This window comes from Bacillus sp. MAG717A (assembly GCF_036884855.1).
In the GTDB taxonomy this organism is placed as follows: domain Bacteria; phylum Bacillota; class Bacilli; order Bacillales; family Bacillaceae; genus Bacillus; species Bacillus safensis.
The window spans coordinates 1,373,590-1,391,198 of the sequence record NZ_CP145733.1 but is presented as its reverse complement, the minus strand read 5'-3'; the positions used below and the strand labels follow the sequence as shown (position 1 = coordinate 1,391,198).

21 protein-coding genes are annotated in these 17,609 nt (G+C 41.0%); 20 read left to right on the top strand and 1 reads right to left on the bottom strand.

From position 1 onward, the window contains the following. Window positions 1-59 precede the first annotated feature (59 nt). The 10 genes from V6Z54_RS07160 (at window position 60) to rsmI (ending at window position 7,106) form a co-directional block, all read left to right on the top strand. Window positions 60-1,469: an aminotransferase class I/II-fold pyridoxal phosphate-dependent enzyme gene (locus V6Z54_RS07160; RefSeq protein WP_073979328.1), complete on the top strand. Its 1,410-nt coding sequence runs from the start codon at window positions 60-62 to the stop codon at window positions 1,467-1,469. Beyond that, window positions 1,466-2,104 (top strand): dTMP kinase, encoded by a 639-nt coding sequence (gene tmk, locus V6Z54_RS07155; protein WP_338527851.1) that lies wholly within the window; start codon window positions 1,466-1,468, stop codon window positions 2,102-2,104. Before V6Z54_RS07160 ends, tmk begins: the two co-directional genes overlap by 4 nt. A 79-nt stretch (window positions 2,105-2,183) precedes the next feature. Beyond that, window positions 2,184-2,513, top strand: coding sequence for a cyclic-di-AMP receptor (locus V6Z54_RS07150; RefSeq protein ID WP_024425625.1), 330 nt, complete (start codon window positions 2,184-2,186; stop codon window positions 2,511-2,513). Window positions 2,514-2,525: 12 nt separating this feature from the next. After that, window positions 2,526-2,966: a YaaR family protein gene (locus V6Z54_RS07145; protein ID WP_073979327.1), complete on the top strand. Its 441-nt coding sequence runs from the start codon at window positions 2,526-2,528 to the stop codon at window positions 2,964-2,966. 11 nt (window positions 2,967-2,977) lie between these two features. Next, the gene (gene holB / locus V6Z54_RS07140) at window positions 2,978-3,967 is read left to right on the top strand and encodes a DNA polymerase III subunit delta' (RefSeq protein WP_041085337.1); all 990 of its coding nucleotides are present in this window, start codon (window positions 2,978-2,980) and stop codon (window positions 3,965-3,967) included. A gap of 2 nt (window positions 3,968-3,969) precedes the next feature. Further along, window positions 3,970-4,797, top strand: coding sequence for a stage 0 sporulation family protein (locus tag V6Z54_RS07135; protein ID WP_024425628.1), 828 nt, complete (start codon window positions 3,970-3,972; stop codon window positions 4,795-4,797). A gap of 14 nt (window positions 4,798-4,811) precedes the next feature. Further along, entirely contained in the window at window positions 4,812-5,165 is a 354-nt protein-coding gene (yabA, locus tag V6Z54_RS07130) for a DNA replication initiation control protein YabA (RefSeq protein WP_039175883.1), read from the top strand. A 55-nt stretch (window positions 5,166-5,220) separates the two neighbouring features. After that, complete coding sequence (locus V6Z54_RS07125) at window positions 5,221-5,964, top strand: tRNA1(Val) (adenine(37)-N6)-methyltransferase (RefSeq protein WP_269104269.1); 744 nt, start codon at window positions 5,221-5,223, stop codon at window positions 5,962-5,964. Next, a complete protein-coding gene (locus V6Z54_RS07120) occupies window positions 5,951-6,250 on the top strand; it encodes a GIY-YIG nuclease family protein (RefSeq protein WP_039175889.1) in 300 nt (99 codons plus the stop codon). The genes V6Z54_RS07125 and V6Z54_RS07120 overlap by 14 nt, the downstream gene beginning before the upstream one ends. Beyond that, entirely contained in the window at window positions 6,225-7,106 is an 882-nt protein-coding gene (gene rsmI / locus V6Z54_RS07115) for a 16S rRNA (cytidine(1402)-2'-O)-methyltransferase (RefSeq protein ID WP_338527850.1), read from the top strand. Before V6Z54_RS07120 ends, rsmI begins: the two co-directional genes overlap by 26 nt. Before the next feature lie 45 nt (window positions 7,107-7,151). Here rsmI and V6Z54_RS07110 read toward each other — a convergent pair whose 3' ends face one another. Next, window positions 7,152-7,442: an AbrB/MazE/SpoVT family DNA-binding domain-containing protein gene (locus tag V6Z54_RS07110; protein WP_087975202.1), complete on the bottom strand. Its 291-nt coding sequence runs from the start codon at window positions 7,440-7,442 to the stop codon at window positions 7,152-7,154. Between the two features lie 514 nt (window positions 7,443-7,956). On the opposite strand from V6Z54_RS07110, the gene metG reads away from it, so the two are divergent. The 10 genes from metG (at window position 7,957) to purR (ending at window position 17,589) form a co-directional block, all read left to right on the top strand. Then, the gene (gene metG, locus V6Z54_RS07105) at window positions 7,957-9,957 is read left to right on the top strand and encodes a methionine--tRNA ligase (protein ID WP_073979322.1); all 2,001 of its coding nucleotides are present in this window, start codon (window positions 7,957-7,959) and stop codon (window positions 9,955-9,957) included. An 81-nt stretch (window positions 9,958-10,038) separates the two neighbouring features. Continuing rightward, complete coding sequence (locus V6Z54_RS07100; RefSeq protein WP_041085329.1) at window positions 10,039-10,806, top strand: TatD family hydrolase; 768 nt, start codon at window positions 10,039-10,041, stop codon at window positions 10,804-10,806. Between the two features lie 244 nt (window positions 10,807-11,050). Continuing rightward, window positions 11,051-12,253 (top strand): ubiquitin-like domain-containing protein, encoded by a 1,203-nt coding sequence (locus tag V6Z54_RS07095; RefSeq protein WP_338527849.1) that lies wholly within the window; start codon window positions 11,051-11,053, stop codon window positions 12,251-12,253. A gap of 161 nt (window positions 12,254-12,414) precedes the next feature. Then, the gene (gene rnmV / locus V6Z54_RS07090) at window positions 12,415-12,975 is read left to right on the top strand and encodes a ribonuclease M5 (RefSeq protein WP_338527848.1); all 561 of its coding nucleotides are present in this window, start codon (window positions 12,415-12,417) and stop codon (window positions 12,973-12,975) included. Beyond that, complete coding sequence (gene rsmA, locus V6Z54_RS07085) at window positions 12,968-13,846, top strand: 16S rRNA (adenine(1518)-N(6)/adenine(1519)-N(6))-dimethyltransferase RsmA (RefSeq protein WP_039175905.1); 879 nt, start codon at window positions 12,968-12,970, stop codon at window positions 13,844-13,846. Before rnmV ends, rsmA begins: the two co-directional genes overlap by 8 nt. A 134-nt stretch (window positions 13,847-13,980) precedes the next feature. After that, a complete protein-coding gene (gene yabG / locus V6Z54_RS07080; protein ID WP_041085323.1) occupies window positions 13,981-14,865 on the top strand; it encodes a sporulation peptidase YabG in 885 nt (294 codons plus the stop codon). A 212-nt stretch (window positions 14,866-15,077) separates the two neighbouring features. After that, window positions 15,078-15,335 (top strand): Veg family protein, encoded by a 258-nt coding sequence (locus V6Z54_RS07075; protein ID WP_024425637.1) that lies wholly within the window; start codon window positions 15,078-15,080, stop codon window positions 15,333-15,335. A gap of 163 nt (window positions 15,336-15,498) precedes the next feature. Next, window positions 15,499-15,684, top strand: coding sequence for a small, acid-soluble spore protein, alpha/beta type (locus V6Z54_RS07070; RefSeq protein ID WP_012008653.1), 186 nt, complete (start codon window positions 15,499-15,501; stop codon window positions 15,682-15,684). A gap of 146 nt (window positions 15,685-15,830) precedes the next feature. Beyond that, window positions 15,831-16,700, top strand: coding sequence for a 4-(cytidine 5'-diphospho)-2-C-methyl-D-erythritol kinase (gene ispE, locus V6Z54_RS07065; protein ID WP_041085320.1), 870 nt, complete (start codon window positions 15,831-15,833; stop codon window positions 16,698-16,700). A 55-nt stretch (window positions 16,701-16,755) separates the two neighbouring features. Continuing rightward, window positions 16,756-17,589 carry a pur operon repressor gene (gene purR / locus V6Z54_RS07060; RefSeq protein ID WP_024425638.1) on the top strand — a complete coding sequence of 278 codons (834 nt, stop codon included), beginning with the start codon at window positions 16,756-16,758 and terminating at the stop codon, window positions 17,587-17,589. Window positions 17,590-17,609 lie beyond the last annotated feature (20 nt).

Genomic DNA, 17,609 nt, shown 5'->3' with positions numbered 1-17,609 from the left:
TCCCTTGTATGAACGTTATAATAGACTTAAGATATCGAAAGTGAAAAGGATCGATTTGTTTGAAAACACCTTTATATACAGCATTAGTACAACATGCGGAAAAGAAACCTTATTCTTTCCACGTTCCAGGACATCACAATGGAGATGTCTTTTTTGATGAGGCACGGACTTATTATGACTCAATTCTTCAGCTGGATGTAACAGAGCTTGAAGGATTAGATGATCTTCATCATCCAACTGGTGTGATTCAAGAGGCTGAACATTTATTGGCAAAGCTATATGGATCAGATCAAAGCTTTTTCCTTGTGAATGGGACAACTGTCGGAAATTTAGCGATGGTGATGACAGCCTGTCGTGCGGGAGATGAGATTTTCGTCCAGCGAAATTGTCATAAGTCTGTTTACCATGCGATTGAGCTTGCAGGAGCAACGCCTATTATGGTAGAAGCTGAGATAGATCAACACCTGCATGTTCCAACACATGTGACAGATGAAACAGTCAAAAAAGCCATAGCCAAACATCCTAATTGCCGGGCGATCGTTTTGACTTATCCGAACTACTATGGTCATGCAGCTGATTTATCAAAACTGATTCACATGTGCCACGAAGCAGGCATGATCGTTTTGGTTGATGAGGCACATGGTGCACATTTTGTATTAGGCGGCGCTTTTCCTCCATCTGCTCTTTCCTATGGAGCTGACGTGGTGGTACAATCAGCACATAAAACCCTTCCAGCCATGACAATGGGTTCCTACCTTCATCTTCAGGGGGGGCGAATGGATGCAAAACGTTTGAAAACATTCCTCACGATGCTTCAAAGCAGTTCTCCATCCTATCCAATTATGGCCTCATTAGATGTGGCAAGGGCCTATGTCGAGGAGATCAAGAAAAAAGGGATCCTGGATGGAACGATGAAAGGGCTGGCAGAGCTGAAAAATGAGTTCAACCGTATACCTCAGCTTGAAGTAGTCGAGTCTGAATTGCTTTCTAACGATCCATTAAAATGTGTGATTCGATCAACAAAAGGGCTGACGGGTTATGAACTAAAACGAGTGCTTGAATCAGTGGAGGTTCACCCAGAGCTTGCGGACGAACATCAGGTTTTACTTGTCTTTGGTTTAGAACAGAAGAAGGATATTCCTTTTAACCGAATAGAGCAGGCCCTTAATCAAAGCAATTCATTTCTCAAAGGAAAAGATCATATCCAAAGAGAGGCACTGGCTATTGAGAACAATGAGCATAGACAGGATATAGAAGCCGTCCCATTTGAACATGCAGCAGGCCGGATTAGTGCAGAATCGGTTATACCATATCCACCGGGTATTCCTTTGATCGTAAAGGGAGAACGTATTGAAATCGATCAAATCGCGGCTTTAAGCCGTTTGCTTGGACATCAGGTTCATGTTCAAGCGAGTCAGGTGATTCATCAGAGAAAATTATATGTTTATATAGAAGAGGAGACACTATGAGCGGTATGTTTATTACGTTTGAAGGGCCAGAGGGTGCCGGAAAAACGACAGTGATTCGAAAAGTGTATGAAGAAATGGCACGCCAAGGATATGCAGTCATGGCGACACGTGAGCCTGGTGGCATTGACATTGCAGAGCAGATTCGTGAAGTCATTTTAAATGAAAAAAACACAAAAATGGATGCGAAAACGGAAGCTTTGCTATATGCAGCGGCAAGAAGGCAGCATTTGGCTGAGAAGGTAGAACCGGCATTACAGCGCGGGCAGACAGTTTTATGTGATCGTTTTGTCGATAGCTCCCTTGCTTATCAAGGCTATGCGAGAGGGCTTGGGATTGAAGAAGTAAAGTCAATTAACGACTTTGCTATCAATGGCACGATGCCGCAAATGACCATTTATTTTTCTATTACACCTGAGGAAGGGCTAAAGCGAATTGATGCCAATCAGGGGAGAGAAAAGAATCGATTAGACATGGAGACGCTTAATTTCCACCAGCTGGTCAGAGAAGGCTATGAACTGCTTATTGCACAATCACCAGAACGATTCCGTGTAGTGGATGCGTCTCAGCCGATGCAGGCTGTCTATGAAGAAGTCCTTCAATTGATTCAGGACACATTAAAGCAAAATCAAATATGACCTAATTCCCAATCGTTGTTATAATATAGAGGAAGACATCGGCATGTCATCTGTGCCTAAAATAAAGGAGGCCAATCAAATGAAATTAATTGTTGCCGTTGTACAGGACCAAGATAGCAGCAAGTTGTTGAAAATATTGACTGAACATCATTTCGGCGTGACAAAATTAGCTTCAACTGGTGGGTTTTTAAAGTCTGGGAATACGACTTTTATTATTGGTTGTGATGATGTCCGAGTGGATAAAGCATTACAGCTTATAAAAGAAAATTGCCGTAAACGTGATCAGATGATCGCGCCTGTATCGCCAATGGGTGGAAATGCAGATTCATACGTACCATACCCTGTTGAGGTTGAAGTTGGCGGAGCTACTGTTTTTATTCTGCCAGTTGAACAATTTCATCAATTTTAAGGATGGGTTGCTGTGAAAATTAATCAAGATATGCGGCTGCGTTTAGAAAAGCGTGAACTTCAAGCGATGAAGGGAAACCAGACATCTGCTTCCTTTAAATCTTCGATGGAGACGCAAAGCGGCAAACTGCGCTTAGAACAGCTGACGGTCATGCTCAGTGATATCGAAGTGTTCGGTAAAAAGCTGGCGAAGTCACGAAACCTAAAGGATTTGGCAAGGTTTAAAGGACTGGTGAAGCGCTTTGTGAAAGAGACAGTCGATAATGGATTAAATATAGAAACATCAAGGAGCTTTGACATTTATGGCAACACACGTACACTTGCTTTAGTCAAAGCCTTAGATGAAAAGCTGATTGAATTAACCGAGGAAATGATGGATCAAGAGAAACCATCTATTGATTTGCTTGAACGTATTGGAGAAATAAAAGGTTTATTGATTAACCTTTACACATAGAGAGTGATAACATGGCAATTAGCTGGGATGACATGAATGATTTGCAGCCGCGCGTCATGCGGCTGATTTTTAATAGTATTGAAAAAGACCGACTTGCGCATGCCTACTTATTTGAAGGGAAAAAAGGAACCGGTAAGCTGGATGCAGCGATGCTTTTGGCTAAGAGCTTTTTTTGTATGGAATCAGGAGTGAAACCATGTGAATCCTGTCAAAACTGCAAAAGGATTGAATCAGGAAACCATCCCGATTTACATCTTGTGCAGCCCGATGGCCAATCAATTAAGAAGGCACAAGTGCAGGCACTGCAGGAGGAATTTACAAAAGCGGGTGTAGAATCTCACCGGAAAATGTATATTATTCTTCATGCGGACAAAATGACGGTCAATGCCGCGAACAGTTTATTGAAGTTCCTAGAGGAGCCCAATCGGGAAACGATGGCGGTTTTAATCACTGAGCAATCGCATAAAATGCTGGATACGATTATTTCAAGATGTCAGATGCTCAGCTTTCAGCCGCTGCAGCCACAATCCTTGGAGCAGCAGCTTTTACAAGAAGGCGTATCTCAGCATCTCGCAAGGCTTTTGTCGAATTTAACCAATAATTTAGCAGAAGCACTCGAATTAAGTCGAAATGATCAGTTTGCAGAGTCTAGAGCGAAAGTGATAAAATTGTATGAAGTCTTACACCAGCGAAAAGAACATGCATTTTTTTATATACAGGATCAATGGATGCCTTTTTTCAAAGAGAAAGACCTTCAAGAAACAGGTCTGGATATGCTTTTATTTATATATCGTGATGTATTGTCGATTCAAATAGGAAATGAAGATAAAGTCATTTATCAAGACTTATTCCAGACAATGAAGCAGCATGCGCTGCATTCCACACAGCAGATGGTGACCAGCCAGATCCTTGCTGTATTAGAAGCGAAAAAGAGACTTCAATCCAACGTGAATGCCCAAGGGCTGATGGAGCAATTGGTGTTGATGTTGCAGGAGGGATAAGCTTGTACAACGTAATTGGTGTTCGCTTTAAAAAAGCGGGCAAAATCTATTATTTCGATCCTAATGGATTTCATATAGAAAATGATAGTTGTGTCATTGTAGAAACGGTCAGAGGGGTTGAGTACGGACAAGTGGTCATCGCCAACAAAAAAGTAGATGAGCACGATGTGGTTCTCCCTCTGCGTAAAGTCATTCGTGTAGCAGACGAACGAGACCGGCTCATCGTTGAGGAAAACAAAGAAGCAGCGATGACAGCCTTTGATACATGTCTTCAAAAGGTAAGTGAACATGGGCTGGAAATGAAACTGGTCGATGTTGAATTTACATTTGACCGAAACAAGGTCATCTTCTACTTCACAGCGGATGGCAGAGTCGATTTCCGTGAGCTAGTGAAGGATCTTGCATCAATCTTCAAGACGAGAATTGAACTTCGCCAGATTGGTGTAAGAGACGAGGCAAAAATGCTTGGCGGCATTGGTCCTTGCGGGCGAATGCTCTGCTGTTCGACATTCTTAGGAGACTTTGAACCAGTGTCGATTAAGATGGCAAAGGATCAAAATCTATCGTTAAATCCTACAAAAATTTCAGGACTATGCGGCCGTTTGATGTGTTGCTTGAAATATGAGAATGATGAGTATGAAACAGCGAAGGAACAATTACCGGATATCGGCGAAACGATTCAGACGTCTAATGGCTCTGCAAAGGTCGTAGGGCTCAATATTTTAGAACGAATTTTGCAAGTTGAATTAACCGGGCAAGAAAAAGTGATAGAATATACATGGGAAGAATTATTACAAGAAGGCGTTGTATCTGCACAAACAACTGAGTAACGAGGTGTGCCACCTTGGATAAAAAGGAACTATTTGATACGGTGATTAATTTAGAAGAACAAATCGGTTCTCTTTATCGCCAGTTAGGTGATTTGAAAAATCATATCGGTGAAGTGATTGAAGAAAATCATCAGCTGCAGATGGAGAATCAGCACTTGCGTGAACGTCTGGATCAGTCCGATCGAGACAAATCGTCTGAGGCAGAGAATGATTCTGCCCAGAAGGCAAGTCATTCTGATATAGGAGAAGGCCATGATAACCTGGCCCGATTATATCAGGAGGGCTTCCATATTTGTAATGTACATTATGGGAGCATTCGTAAAGAGGGAGACTGTTTGTTCTGTCTGTCATTTTTAAATAAAAAATGAGAAAAGGCTTCCGCTGAATCGGGAGCCTTTTTCACAGGAAAAGAAAGGATACATCATGGTTTCGTTAAGAGAAGATGAACGTTTAGATTACCTGCTCGCCGAAGATATGAAGATTATTCAAAGTAAAACTGTGTTTGCCTTTTCATTGGACGCAGTGTTATTAGCTAAATTTGCTTATGTGCCAATTCAAAAAGGGGAAATCATTGACCTTTGTACTGGAAATGGCATTGTGCCATTGCTGCTTTCGACTCGATCTAAGGCCTCGATTACGGGTGTTGAAATTCAAGAACGGCTGTTTGATATGGCAAAAAGAAGTGTGGAGTATAATCAACTTGCGCACCAGATCGAATTGATTCATGGTGACTTGAATGATATGCCGGAACGATACGGCAACCATAAAGTTGATGTGATTACATGTAACCCGCCATATTTTAAAACACCTTCTAAGGATGAAATCAATGAAAATGAGTATTTGGCGATTGCCCGGCATGAAATTCATTGTACATTAGAAGATGTCATTCGTGTTTCTTCCACGCTGCTAAAGCAAGGGGGGAAACTGGCGATGGTTCATCGACCAGGACGGCTGCTTGAGATTGTGGAATTAATGAAGAAATACCGAATTGAGCCAAAACGTATTCAATTTGTTTATCCCAAACAAGGGAAAGACGCCAATACCATCTTGGTAGAGGGCATAAAAGATGGAAAACCAGATCTGAAAATTCTCCCGCCTCTTTTTGTTTATGGGGAAGATCAGGAGTATACAGATGAAATCAGGACGATACTGTATGGAGAAGCATAATCATTACTTCTATGTATTAAAATGTGCAGATGGCAGTCTGTATGCAGGTTATACAAATGATTTACAAAAAAGACTGATGACTCACAATAGTGGAAAGGGAGCAAAGTATACAAGAGCGAGACGGCCGGTTGAGCTTTTTTATCATGAATGTTTTGCAACCAAAAGAGAAGCCATGCAGCAAGAATATCGTTTCAAAACGTGGACACGAAAAAAGAAAGACATGTATATAGAAGAAATGCGAATGGAAAAGGAGGCGGCACATGAAAAAGACACAGAAAAGCTTTGATGGTCAATCTGACATGGGCATTCTTTATCTCGTCCCAACCCCGATTGGAAATCTAGAAGATATGACGTTCCGAGCGATACAAACATTAAAAGATGTAGACTATATTGCCGCAGAAGATACAAGGCAAACGAAAAAGCTTTGTCATGTATACGAGATTGATACACCCTTAACGAGTTATCATGAGCATAACAAAGACAGCAGCGGCCACAAGTTAATCGAATGGCTAAAAGAAGGGAAAAGTATCGCACTCGTAAGTGATGCCGGTTTACCGACGATTTCAGATCCAGGGGCTGAAGTGGTTCGAGATTTTACTAGCATCGGAGGCTATGTCATTCCGTTACCTGGCGCAAATGCTGCACTAACGGCACTCATTGCATCAGGAATCGCGCCTCAGCCATTTTTCTTTTACGGTTTTCTCGACCGTCAAAAAAAAGAAAAGAAAAAGCAGCTTGAAGCCTTGAAGAAACGCCAAGAAACGATCATTTTCTATGAAGCGCCCCATCGGTTAAAAGAAACGCTGACTTTGATGAAGGAAGTGTGGGGAAATCGGAACATCGTCATTACGAGAGAACTAACGAAAAAATTCGAAGAGTTTATTCGTGGAGATTTAGAGTCTGTGCTGACATGGGCTGCGGAGAATCAAATCCGCGGTGAGTTCTGTCTTGTGGTGCAAGGAAATGATCAAGCTGAAGAAGAGCTGAATGAAGAAGCATGGTGGACGTCCTTATCTGAAAAAGAACATGTGATTCATTACATAGAGGAAGGATTAACGTCAAAGGAGGCCATTAAACGTACAGCTGTCGAACGTGGTGTGCCAAAGCGCACGATATACGATGCTTATCATATTGAACAATAAAGAAAGGTTCTTGCAAACGGTGCAAGAACCTTTTTTATATGAAACTTATTTTTGTGATTGAAGTTGGTTTTGGATTTCGTTAATGATTTGCTCTGCACCTTCACGGCTAAGAACTAATTTACCATTAGCAAGTTTAAGGTTATCGTCTGATACTTCACCTGTTACTTGGCAAGTCATGTTTGGTTTATATTTTTTTAGGATAATTTTTTCATCATCAACATAAATTTCCAAAGCGTCTTTTTCAGCGATTCCTAGCGTACGGCGAAGTTCGATTGGAATCACCACGCGTCCTAATTCGTCAACTTTACGTACAATACCTGTAGATTTCATCTTCATTCTCCTCCCAAAAAGTTCTTATTCTTAAAATAATATTATCTTCGTCATTATTCGACAAATTCCTTACATTCCTAGCATAACAAGGTTTCCATAAATCGTCAATCATTTTGTTTACTATTGTTTGTAAAATATGACTCTTAAAGTCAAAAGACCTTGAAACTACTGATGTATAAGGATTTTGTAGGCTTTTTCTATGAAAATGTATGAAATGACGAGATCAGATTAACAAGACTTTTGCCCTAATTTAGCCAATTGTAAATCTGGAAATAGATTTCATACGACAATATTCGACAAAATGTCGACGGGTTTGTCGTTTTTTTCGAAAAACTCATCTTTTTCGATCATTTCATCTTGTTCTATGTATATATGCTTGATCTTAAAGGCTAAGATGGTATCATAGAGAAAGTACAAGCGCAACAAATAATTTAATAATGCACATTTTAATGATTTCATAACCGCTCTCGTCCATTGGGCGGGAGTTTTTGACATTTACACACACGCAGGAGGTTCCGACATGCCGGAAAAGAAAAAAACGTTTTATCTGACGACACCTATTTACTATCCGAGCGGAAAATTACATATTGGACATGCTTATACGACAGTAGCGGGAGATGCTATGGCTCGTTATAAACGTCTTCAAGGCTATGATGTGATGTATTTAACGGGTACAGATGAGCACGGACAAAAAATTCAGCAAAAAGCTGAAGAACAAAATATCACACCAATCGAGTATTTAGATCCAGTCGTTGAAGACATTAAATCATTATGGAAGAAACTCGACATTTCGAATGACGACTTCATCCGTACAACAGAAAAAAGACATACGAAAATCATTGAGCAGGTCTTCCAAAAATTGCTTGATCAAGGCGATATTTATTTAGATCAATATGAGGGCTGGTACAGTATTCCTGATGAGACATTCTATACGGAAACACAGCTTGTTGATGTTGAGCGTAATGAAAAAGGGGAAGTCATTGGCGGGAAAAGCCCTGACAGCGGCCATCCTGTTGAATTAATTAAAGAAGAATCATATTTCTTCCGTATGAGTAAGTATGCGGATCGTTTGCTTGATTATTACGAAAAGAATCCATCGTTTATTCAGCCTGAATCAAGAAAGAATGAAATGATTAATAACTTCATTAAACCAGGTTTAGAGGATTTAGCCGTATCAAGAACAACCTTTGATTGGGGAATTAAAGTTCCTAACAATCCAAAACACGTCATTTATGTATGGATTGATGCTTTATTCAACTATTTAACTGCGATTGGCTATGGAACAGATCAAGATGAGAAATATAAAAAATATTGGCCTGCCAACGTACATCTTGTAGGAAAAGAAATTGTACGCTTTCATACGATTTATTGGCCGATTATGTTAATGGCATTAGATCTGCCTCTACCGAAGCAAATTTTCGCACACGGCTGGCTGCTCATGAAAGATGGCAAAATGTCTAAATCAAAAGGGAATGTGGTAGATCCGGTCACATTAATTGATCGCTATGGCCTCGATGCCCTCCGTTATTATCTGCTTCGCGAAGTACCATTTGGTGCGGATGGTGTGTTTACACCAGAAGGATTCGTGGAACGTGTAAACTATGACCTTGCCAATGATTTAGGTAACTTGCTTAATCGTACAGTTGCGATGGTCCAAAAATATTTTGACGGCACATTAAGCAGCTATAAGGGCCCTGTTAATGGGTTTGATGAAGAGCTGAAAGCAGTTGCTGAGCAAACAGTCAAAGCTTATGAAGAGGCGATGGAAAACCTTGAATTCTCGGTGGCTCTTTCAAATGTTTGGACATTAATCAGCAGAACCAATAAATATATTGATCAAACAGCTCCATGGGTGCTGGCAAAGGATGAAACAAAACGAAAAGAATTGCATTCTGTTATGTATCATTTAGCAGAATCACTTCGAATCACAGCAGTCCTCTTAACGCCATTCCTAACGAAAACACCTGAGAAAATCTTCTTCCAGCTTGGAATTGAAGAAGAGAAGCTCAAGAGCTGGGATAGTATCCTATCATTTGGTGCGATTCAACATGCGACGGTACAAAAAGGCGAGCCTTTGTTCCCGCGTTTAGAGGTTGAAGAAGAAGTAGCCTACATTAAAGAAAAAATGCAGGGAAGTGCACCTAAGGTAGAAGAAGAGAAAGTGGAAATCGAAGAAACGGAATTACCTGAGCTGGGAGCAGAAATTGCATTTGATGATTTCTCAAAAGTCGATCTTCGAGTCGCACAGGTTTTGGAAGCAGCCCCAGTGAAAAAAGCAGATCGTCTTTTAAAGCTTCAGCTTGATTTTGGATTTGAAAAAAGACAAATAGTCTCAGGGATTGCCAAGCACTATCAACCAGAGGAATTAGTAGGGAAAAAGCTCGTTTGCGTAGCGAATCTTACACCAGTTAAACTCAGAGGGGAAATTTCCCAGGGAATGATTTTAACTGGAGAAACAGGCGGGAAATTGCAGGTTCTTGAAGTAGATCAATCTCTAGCAAATGGAACAAAAATTTTATAAAGCAACAAAGGTGTTCCACGTGTAACATTTCGTCGAACACCTTTTGTTTTTTAGCAGAATTGTCGAAAGGAGCAATCAACAATGTTATTTGATACACATGCCCACTTAAATGCAGAACAATACAAAGAAGACTTAGAGCAGGTGATCGAAAGAGCAAAAAGCGAAAAAGTTGAGAAAATCGTGGTGGTGGGGTTTGACCGTCCGACAATTACGAGAGCGATGGAATTAATTGAAGAGTATGATTTCATATATGCAGCTATTGGCTGGCATCCAGTCGATGCTATTGATATGACAGATGAGGATTTGGCTTGGATTAAAGATTTATCTCAACACGAAAAAGTGGTTGCGATTGGAGAAATGGGTCTGGATTACTATTGGGACAAGTCACCAAAAGATGTACAAAAGGAAGTCTTTAGACGCCAAATTGCTCTTGCGAAGGAAGTGAATCTTCCAATCGTTATTCATAACCGTGACGCAACGGAAGATGTCGTGACAATTTTAAAGGAAGAGGGAGCAGCTGAGGTTGGAGGTATTATGCACTGCTTTACGGGTAGCTTAGAAACTGCAAAAGCGTGTATGGATATGAATTTTTACATCTCATTCGGTGGACCCGTGACATTTAAAAATGCCAAGAAGCCAAAGGAAGTTGTAAAAGAGATACCAGGTGACCGGCTTTTGATTGAAACAGACTGCCCATACTTAACGCCAGTGCCATTTAGGGGGAAACGTAACGAGCCAAGTTATGTCAAATATATCGCAGAACAGATTGCGGAGCTGAGAGAAATCAGCTTTGAAGAGCTTGCCGAATTGACAACAAAAAATGCAAAAAAAGTTTTCCGTATAAACTGACAGTATATGATGTCAATCCTTGTTTAAGCTTGTCCAATTGTGAAACATAACGAAAAAGTTCTACACGTTTGCGCCTCCTCATAGGATAAGTTGTCGATAAGTCTTTCTTCCCTTCTTTCCATAAATCTCCCATAATAGGTTTACAATCGAGCATTTTTGTACAGTGGGTGGAAGGGTTGACAGGTTTTGAGATACTCTATATAATCTCTCCGAGGAGAAGGAGGCGTTTTTCATCGTACAAAAAATGAAAAATCTGTTTTCTGTTAAGCTAGGAAAAGGCAAGGTTTTATTACTAGTTGTTTGCTTGCTTTTAGCTGGAACTGGGACGGCTTACGGTGCGCATGAGCTCACTAAGCAGTCTATTACCATTTCAATCAATGGTAAAGAGAAGACAATTCGTACACATGAAGAGACAGTAGCACAGCTGCTTTCAGACCTTGGCATAAGGACCAAGGCGGAGGATCATATCACTCCAAGTCTAAATACAAAGATTCAAGACAACATGAACATTGTGTATGATGCGGCTATACCGGTTCATCTGACCCTAGATGGGAAAGAGAAAACGATATGGACAACAGATCAGACGGTTGGAGCATTATTGAAGAATGAGAAGATAGATATTGGGAAGCACGATCAAGTCACTCCAGGAAAGAATGACAAGTTAAAAAAGGATATGAATCTTGTGGTTCAGCAGGCCTTCCAGGTCAGCTTAAATGATGGAGGAAAAGATAAAAAAGTGTGGACCACTTCGACTACGGTCGCTGACTTTTTAAAGCAACAAGAGCTGAAGCTCAAGAAGCACGATAAGATCAAGCCTGCGTTACATAGTAACCTTTCTAAAAAGACCGCAGATATAAAGATCACTCGGGTGGAAAAAGTCACCGATGTAGTGGAAGAGAAAATTGCTTTTGATACCAAACATAAAAAGGACCATTCTCTTGAAAAAGGGAAAGAGAAGGTACTTAAAAAAGGTGAAGAAGGTAAATTAAAGAAGCACTATGCCATTGTGAAAGAAAACGGCAAAGTGGTGTCTAAAGAATTGATTAAAGAAGTGACCGAAAAAGATAGTAAGGACCGTTTAGTGGCTATTGGTACACAAGTGACCAAAAAGGAGCCTGCAGCGTCCCCTGTGGTTTCACGAAGCAATGAGTCTTCAGGAAAAGAATTTTATGTGGCGTCAACAGCCTATACAGCGAGCTGTGCTGGATGTACGGGCAGAACGTCTACAGGTTTTGATTTAAAAGCGAATCCGGGTGCAAAGGTCATAGCAGTTGATCCGAGTGTCATTCCGCTGGGCTCAAAAGTGTATGTGGAAGGCTATGGATATGCCGTTGCATCAGACACTGGATCTGCTATAAAAGGGAATAAAATTGATGTGTTCGTCCCAAGTAAGTCGGCAGCTTATCAATGGGGAAATAAACGAGTGAAAATTAGAGTACTCAAATAAACACATCAAATCATTTATATGAACAGAGGGCTTTGCGCACCCTCTGTTTTTTTGGTTATAATAGAAGCACTGTTTTCTAATTAATTAGACGCAAAAACAGCATGAAAGGTTTCGTTTTTTTAACCAAAAAATGTAGATTGTTTTTGCAAGCGGAGGAATACATGAAAATCAAAGAAATCATTGTGGTGGAGGGTCGTGATGACACTGCCAGAGTGAAGATGGCGGTTGATGCAGATACGATCGAAACAAACGGATCTGCCATTGGCGATACAGTCATTCAACAAGTGCGTCTTGCTCAGGAGACGAGAGGGGTCATTATTTTAACAGATCCTGATTTTCCTGGTGAGAAGATCCGTAAAACCATCGCAGAGGCGGTTCCTGGCTGTAAGCACGCTTTTTTGCCAAAACATCTTGCGAAGGCGAAGCGGGATAAAGGAATTGGTGTCGAGCATGCTTCCTTGGACAGTATTCGGGAATGTCTTGCCCATGTCCATGAAGAAATGGAAGAATCGGAAAGTGTCATTACATTAGACGACTTATTTGACGCAGGCCTTATCGGAGGCGAAGCATCGAAACGCCGCCGCGAACGACTAGGATTGCTTTTAAATATAGGATATACCAATGCGAAGCAGCTGCAAAAGCGCCTTCACATGTTCCAAATAACCAAACATGATTTTATTGCGGCCTTAAAGACCGTCATGCAGGAGGAAGCCGATGAATAAAGATATTGCGACACCCGTCAGAACGAAGGAAATACTGAAGAAGTACGGTTTCTCTTTTAAAAAGAGCTTGGGGCAGAACTTCTTAATTGATACAAATATTTTAGATCGCATTGTCGATCACGCAGAGGTTACAGATGAGACCGGCGTCATTGAAATTGGGCCTGGTATCGGCGCATTGACAGAGCAGCTCGCTAAACGTGCAAAGAAAGTCACCGCTTTTGAAATCGATCAGCGTTTATTGCCTATTTTAAACGATACGCTTTCTCCATATGATAATGTCACGATCATTCATCAAGATGTATTAAAGGCGGATGTGAGAAAGGTCATCGAAGAAAATTTTGCTGACTGTAAAGAAGTGATGGTTGTAGCCAACCTTCCGTATTACGTGACAACACCGATTATTATGAAATTGCTTGAAGAAAACCTTCCATTGAAAGGGATTGTGGTCATGCTGCAAAAGGAAGTAGCAGATCGTATGGCAGCTGTCCCTTCATCAAAGGAATACAATTCATTGTCTATCGCAGTTCAATTTTATACGGAAGCAAAAACGGTGATGGTTGTGCCTAAAACGGTTTTTGTTCCTCAGCCAAATGTTGATTCGGCTGTGATTAAGCTGACTGTTCGTGAAACGCCTGCTGTCTCAGTAGAAAATGATGCGTTTTTCTTTCAATTGATCCGAGCGAGCTTTGGCCAGCGCCGGAAAACATTGATGAATAATTTGATGAACAATTTTCCTGATGGAAAAAAACATAAAGCGATCATCGAGGAAGCTCTTCAAACGGCAGATATTGATGGAAAGCGCCGCGGAGAATCATTATCCATTGAGGAATTTGCCAGATTGTCGAATGTTTTACAAAAAGCCCTATCGTAAGGGCTTTTTTCTTTTGTTTTTCACCACTTCAACTGTTCGGGCATAGGCTAGAAAGAACAGCACATATGAAAGAAGAACATGTTTAGTGTAAGACGATACCAACAGGATATGAGCCTGATTGTGGAGTGAAAAGCATGCAATTTCAAATAGGAGATATGGTGACGAGGGCATCCTATCAAATGGATATTATGTTTCGAATCATTCGAATTGATGAGACAGATCAGCACGAAGCCACTGCCATATTGCATGGGAATGAAGTGAGGCTGATTGCTGATGCTAAGATGTCGGATCTCGTCTTGATTCAAAAAGAGGAGCAGCTGACAAGGGAGAAGGACGACGAACGGAAAATTAATGAATCGCTCGACTTACTAAGGCAGGATTATCAGCTGCTGCGTGAAAAACAAGAGTATTATACTTCTGGCCAATATCACCATCAGGAGCAGTATTTTCACATGCCTGGAAAGGTCCTTCATTTAGATGGAGATGCTTCATACTTAAAGAAATGCTTAGATGTATATGAACGAATTGGTGTGCCTGTATACGGAGTACATTGTCATGAGAAGAAAATGCCAAGCGTGATCGATTCGTTACTTGATCAATATCGGCCTGATATTTTGGTCATTACAGGGCATGATGCGTATTCCAAGCAAAAGGGCGGCGTAAATGATATCGGTGCCTATCGCCATTCTCGTCATTTCGTTGAAACGGTTCAAAAAGCAAGAAAGAAAATTCCTCATTTAGATCAGCTTGTGATCTTTGCGGGTGCCTGTCAATCCCATTTTGAATCATTGATCCAAGCAGGTGCCAATTTTGCAAGCTCACCTTCACGTGTGAACATCCATGCGCTCGACCCCGTCTATATCGTTGCGAAGATCAGCTTCACTCCTTTTGTAGATCGAATCAATGTGTGGGATGTGCTTCGTAATACATTAACAAGAGAAAAAGGTCTCGGAGGCATCGAGACGAAGGGTGTTTTAAGGGTAGGTATGCCATATAAAAAAGACCATGAATCGACATAACCCGACTGATTTCAGTCTGGTTTTTTTATGTGTAAAAAGAAATTTCAAATGGATACATAATTCACCGGAATTTGAGAAAAATAGGGAGGAGAAAAGGTAGAAGTTTGTCAAAATTATTTTGTTGACAATGGCTCGTGTTGGTTGATATAATTTAATTTTTATTTGACAAAAATGGGCCGTTGTTGTATAATTATCTCAGTGAGGTGGATGCAATGGCGAAGACTTTGTCCGACATCAAAAGATCGCTTGATGGTAACTTAGGTAAACGTTTGACGTTAAAGGCTAACGGAGGCCGCCGTAAAACAATTGAGCGTTCGGGCATTTTAGCTGAAACGTACCCTTCTGTATTTGTGATTCAATTAGATCAAGATGAGAATTCGTTTGAAAGAGTTTCTTACAGTTATGCAGATATACTGACTGAGACGGTCGAATTAACGTTCGATGATGCCGCTAGCTCAGTCGCCTATTAATGGGCAGTGAACTTCTTGTTTACTGCTTTTTGTTTTGCCTTTTTTTCTGAATGGGAGTCTGCCCATTTTTTGAAAGGGGTAAAAGAAAGGATTCGATACAAAATAAGAAAGCCACAAAAGCAGTGGCACTGATTCGAATTCTCGACTAAAGGGGCTGTTTCGTTTGGGTAGACGCCGAGGCATTATGTCAGATGAGTTCAAATACGAGCTGGCGAAGGATCTTGGATTTTATGATACCGTCAAAAATGGAGGCTGGGGAGAAATTCGTGCGCGTGACGCAGGTAATATGGTCAAACGTGCCATCGAATTAGCTCAGCAGCACATGGCTCAGGATGAGAATCAACGATAGAAAAATGGTCAGGGATACCACGGGTGTCTCTGGCTTTTTTTGTTGAAAAAGTCAGTGTGCTGGGCGTAAAAGCCAATATTCATCAGATCCATCAAATGTGATACAATATTGATACTTATGTTTAGATGGAGAAGTAGGTGAAATGTTTGCGTATTTTAGAAAAAGCACCGGCAAAAATTAATCTCTCACTTGATGTTCATGGAAAAAGACCGGATGGATATCACGAAGTGGAGATGGTGATGACAACAATAGACCTTGCAGATCGACTTGAGCTGACGGAGCTGGACAAAGATGAAATCCGTGTATCATCTCATAATCGATTTGTGCCAGATGATCAGCGTAACTTGGCTTATCAGGCGGCTAAATTGCTCAAAACAAGGTTCGGTATTCAAAAAGGGGTGTCGATTGTCATCACAAAAGCAATACCTGTTGCAGCAGGTTTAGCTGGAGGCAGCAGTGATGCTGCAGCAGCGCTTCGCGGTTTAAACCGTTTGTGGAAGTTAAATCTCACGTTAGATGAACTAGCTGAGCTCGGAGCGGAGATCGGCTCAGATGTGTCTTTTTGTGTACACGGAGGCACAGCACTAGCGACAGGACGTGGAGAAAAACTGAAGCATATCGCGACACCGCCGCATTGCTGGGTGATTTTAGCGAAGCCGGTGATTGGGGTATCTACAGCTGAAGTTTATAGACAATATGACGCAAGCAAAGTAGAACACCCAAATGTACAGCGTATGATTGAAGCCATTGAAGCGAAAGATTATAAAGAGATGTGCAGCTCACTCGGTAACGTTCTGGAGTCTGTGACATTAAAGATGTATCCGGAAGTAGATATGATCAAAAGACAGATGAAGCGTTTCGGTGCTGATGCTGTATTAATGAGTGGAAGCGGCCCAACTGTATTTGGCCTGATTCAATATGAATCGAAGGTACAAAGAATATATAACGGACTGAGAGGATTTTGTGATCAAGTATACGCTGTCCGCATGATCGGCGAACAAAATGCCCTTGATTAAATCCGTATATTAAGTTATATTATTCATAAATTATTCGGGTTCTGGGGGTAAGTTCATGAAGTTTCGTCGAAGCGGCAGATTGGTGGACTTAACAAATTATTTGTTAGCCCACCCGCACGTACTAGTACCTTTAACTTTTTTTGCAGAGCGATATCAATCTGCAAAGTCCTCCATTAGTGAAGACTTAACGATTATCAAACAGACCTTCGAACAGCAGGGAATCGGCACATTGCTTACTGTACCTGGCGCTGCTGGCGGAGTGAAATATATTCCAAAAATTCACCTAAAAGAAGCAGATGACGTAGTAAACGATATCGGAGAGGCATTATCAACTCCTGAACGTGTACTTCCTGGCGGTTATTTATATTTAACCGATGTTTTAGGCAATCCATCGATTCTTGCGAAAATCGGTAAGCTTTTTGCGACCATCTTTGCGGACCGTGCGATTGATGTCGTCATGACCGTTGCGACAAAGGGGATTCCAATTGCCTATTCTGTTGCGGGTTATTTAAATGTGCCTGTTGTGATCGTTAGAAAAGATAATAAGGTAACCGAAGGATCAACTGTCAGTATTAATTATGCGTCAGGTTCTTCTAACCGAATTCAAACCATGTCCCTTGCAAAGCGCAGCTTAGATAAAGGCTCCAATGTGTTGATCATTGATGACTTTATGAAAGCGGGCGGAACCATTAACGGCATGATGAATTTGCTTGAGGAATTTAATGCAAATGTTGCAGGAATCGGTGTTCTTTTAGAAGATGAAGGCGTAGATGAACGTCTTGTTGATGAATATGTCTCGTTGTTAAAGCTTTCAACCATTGATATGAAGCAAAAAATCATTGAGATCAATGAAGGCAACTTCCACGAGTTTTTTCATTCGAAAGCGTAAGCTTTAATTAAACATGTATT

What these genes read in the sequence shown, in the direction of transcription:
- tmk (WP_338527851.1), top strand. Translation starts at nt 1,466, where the DNA reads ATGAGCGGTATGTTTATTACGTTTGAAGGGCCAGAGGGTGCCGGAAAA.
- V6Z54_RS07150 (WP_024425625.1), top strand. Translation starts at nt 2,184, where the DNA reads ATGAAATTAATTGTTGCCGTTGTACAGGACCAAGATAGCAGCAAGTTG.
- holB (WP_041085337.1), top strand. Translation starts at nt 2,978, where the DNA reads ATGGCAATTAGCTGGGATGACATGAATGATTTGCAGCCGCGCGTCATG.
- V6Z54_RS07125 (WP_269104269.1), top strand. Translation starts at nt 5,221, where the DNA reads ATGGTTTCGTTAAGAGAAGATGAACGTTTAGATTACCTGCTCGCCGAA.
- V6Z54_RS07120 (WP_039175889.1), top strand. Translation starts at nt 5,951, where the DNA reads ATGGAGAAGCATAATCATTACTTCTATGTATTAAAATGTGCAGATGGC.
- rsmI (WP_338527850.1), top strand. Translation starts at nt 6,225, where the DNA reads ATGAAAAAGACACAGAAAAGCTTTGATGGTCAATCTGACATGGGCATT.
- V6Z54_RS07110 (WP_087975202.1), bottom strand. Translation starts at nt 7,442, where the DNA reads ATGAAGATGAAATCTACAGGTATTGTACGTAAAGTTGACGAATTAGGA.
- metG (WP_073979322.1), top strand. Translation starts at nt 7,957, where the DNA reads ATGCCGGAAAAGAAAAAAACGTTTTATCTGACGACACCTATTTACTAT.
- V6Z54_RS07100 (WP_041085329.1), top strand. Translation starts at nt 10,039, where the DNA reads ATGTTATTTGATACACATGCCCACTTAAATGCAGAACAATACAAAGAA.
- V6Z54_RS07095 (WP_338527849.1), top strand. Translation starts at nt 11,051, where the DNA reads ATGAAAAATCTGTTTTCTGTTAAGCTAGGAAAAGGCAAGGTTTTATTA.
- rnmV (WP_338527848.1), top strand. Translation starts at nt 12,415, where the DNA reads ATGAAAATCAAAGAAATCATTGTGGTGGAGGGTCGTGATGACACTGCC.
- rsmA (WP_039175905.1), top strand. Translation starts at nt 12,968, where the DNA reads ATGAATAAAGATATTGCGACACCCGTCAGAACGAAGGAAATACTGAAG.
- yabG (WP_041085323.1), top strand. Translation starts at nt 13,981, where the DNA reads ATGCAATTTCAAATAGGAGATATGGTGACGAGGGCATCCTATCAAATG.
- V6Z54_RS07075 (WP_024425637.1), top strand. Translation starts at nt 15,078, where the DNA reads ATGGCGAAGACTTTGTCCGACATCAAAAGATCGCTTGATGGTAACTTA.
- purR (WP_024425638.1), top strand. Translation starts at nt 16,756, where the DNA reads ATGAAGTTTCGTCGAAGCGGCAGATTGGTGGACTTAACAAATTATTTG.